This is a genomic window from Dietzia sp. CW19, assembly GCF_014145265.1.
In the GTDB taxonomy this organism is placed as follows: domain Bacteria; phylum Actinomycetota; class Actinomycetes; order Mycobacteriales; family Mycobacteriaceae; genus Dietzia; species Dietzia natronolimnaea.
In genome coordinates, this window is record NZ_JAALEE010000302.1 from 1 (window position 1) to 1470 (window position 1470).

Here is a 1470-nt window from a genome sequence, read left to right on the forward strand (position 1 = left end):
CCTCGCGGTGAGCGGCCGCGCGCAGGCCGCCGAGGCCGCCGGGGACGACTCAGCCGGTGCCCTGTCGGCGGGCCGTGGCACCGGCTGACGGGCCGTGGATATGCTGACCGGCATGGCCAAGGACATAGTCCCGATCGAGCTCGGTCTCCCTGAGGGAGACGTCACGACCCTCTGGGCGCCCAGTTGGCGGGAGGACAACGACGACTGGGAGGCGTTCCTCGGCCTCGACGAGGACCTCTACGCGTTCGATTCGACCGCCGAACTCCTGGCCCTGGTCCGGAGCGGCGCGCAACATGATCTGCAGGACCACCCGTCCTGGGACGAGTTCGCGACCTCCGACGTGCTGGCGTTCCGCGCCGCGGACGAGAACTGCTACGACCTCGTCGGCGTCCTCGAACTCCTCGGCGAGAACCCCACGGAGTCCTCGGTCGACGAGATCGACCAGTCCTTCACCATCGCCCGCTCGATCGGCGAGGTGTGCGAGTTGGACACCGTCACCAAGTTCTTCAACGGCAACCCGATCCTCGCCGCCGTCACCCGCGGGATGGACGAGTTCTACGGGCGGGACGGGTTGAAGCTGTGGAAGTCCATCCGGAAGACCGTCGCCAAGGGCTGGGACGACGTGCTCGACGCGATCCAGGACGTCATGACCACCCCCGAGGTCCCGCGCGCCGAGGTCGATCGCGCCCGAGCGGACCTGGAGGCCGCTGAGGCCGCGCTCCCCGAGCCCGCGCCCGAGCCCGAGGCCGCCCCCACCGGGTACCCGGAGGGTTCGCTGTGGGAGACGGTCGGGATCGACCCCGTGAAGATCATCTTCGCCGATCAGGAGTACCTGAGCCTGCGCTGCTATCTCGGCGATCGGCCGGTGTTCCTCGGCGACGGGGACCAGGCGTACGTGTTCACCAGCGCCCGCGGCCTGTCCCGGTACCTGGCCGACCACGACGACGAGACGCTCAGCCACGTGGCGACCTACGAGCGCGTCAAGATCGCGGCGATCGACGGCAGCCTGGACGTCCACGTGACCGAGGACAACACCTACGTCCTGGCCGGCCTCGACCGCGACATCGAGGTCGGCCCCGGGATGGTCGACTCCGGGCAGCTCGCGCTCGCCGTGGAACTGGTCACCGACCTCGCGAACTACGTGGGCGACTCCGACCTCGAGGCCGCGGTCACCGGCCGAGGAACCTCGTTGCGCCGGTTCCTCCACTACGTCCTCAACCCGGACGACGCCAGGCTGCTCGAGCCCAGCGCGCCGTTCGACGACGAGGCGGGCGAGTGGCGCGACCTGGTCGACGACGTCGAGCGCCTGATGACCACCCCCGACATCGCCTGACCCGCCTGGCCTGACCTCGCCCGGCCTCCCCGGCCTCGCCGTCTCGCCCGGCGTCCCCGGCCTCGCGCGGCGTCATCGAAAAGAGCGTTCCGCACATTTCCACTCGGCCGATGCGGTCGAAACACTCTTCTCGATGG

General features: G+C 69.9%; 1 protein-coding gene. It reads left to right on the forward strand.

What is annotated here, in order from left to right:
• The first annotated feature begins 112 nt into the window (after positions 1-112).
• A complete protein-coding gene (locus G6021_RS09605) occupies positions 113-1333 on the forward strand; it encodes a primosomal protein (RefSeq protein ID WP_179524749.1) in 1221 nt (406 codons plus the stop codon).
• Positions 1334-1470: the final 137 nt, after the last annotated feature.

What these genes read in the sequence shown, in the direction of transcription:
- G6021_RS09605 (WP_179524749.1), top strand. Translation starts at nt 113, where the DNA reads ATGGCCAAGGACATAGTCCCGATCGAGCTCGGTCTCCCTGAGGGAGAC.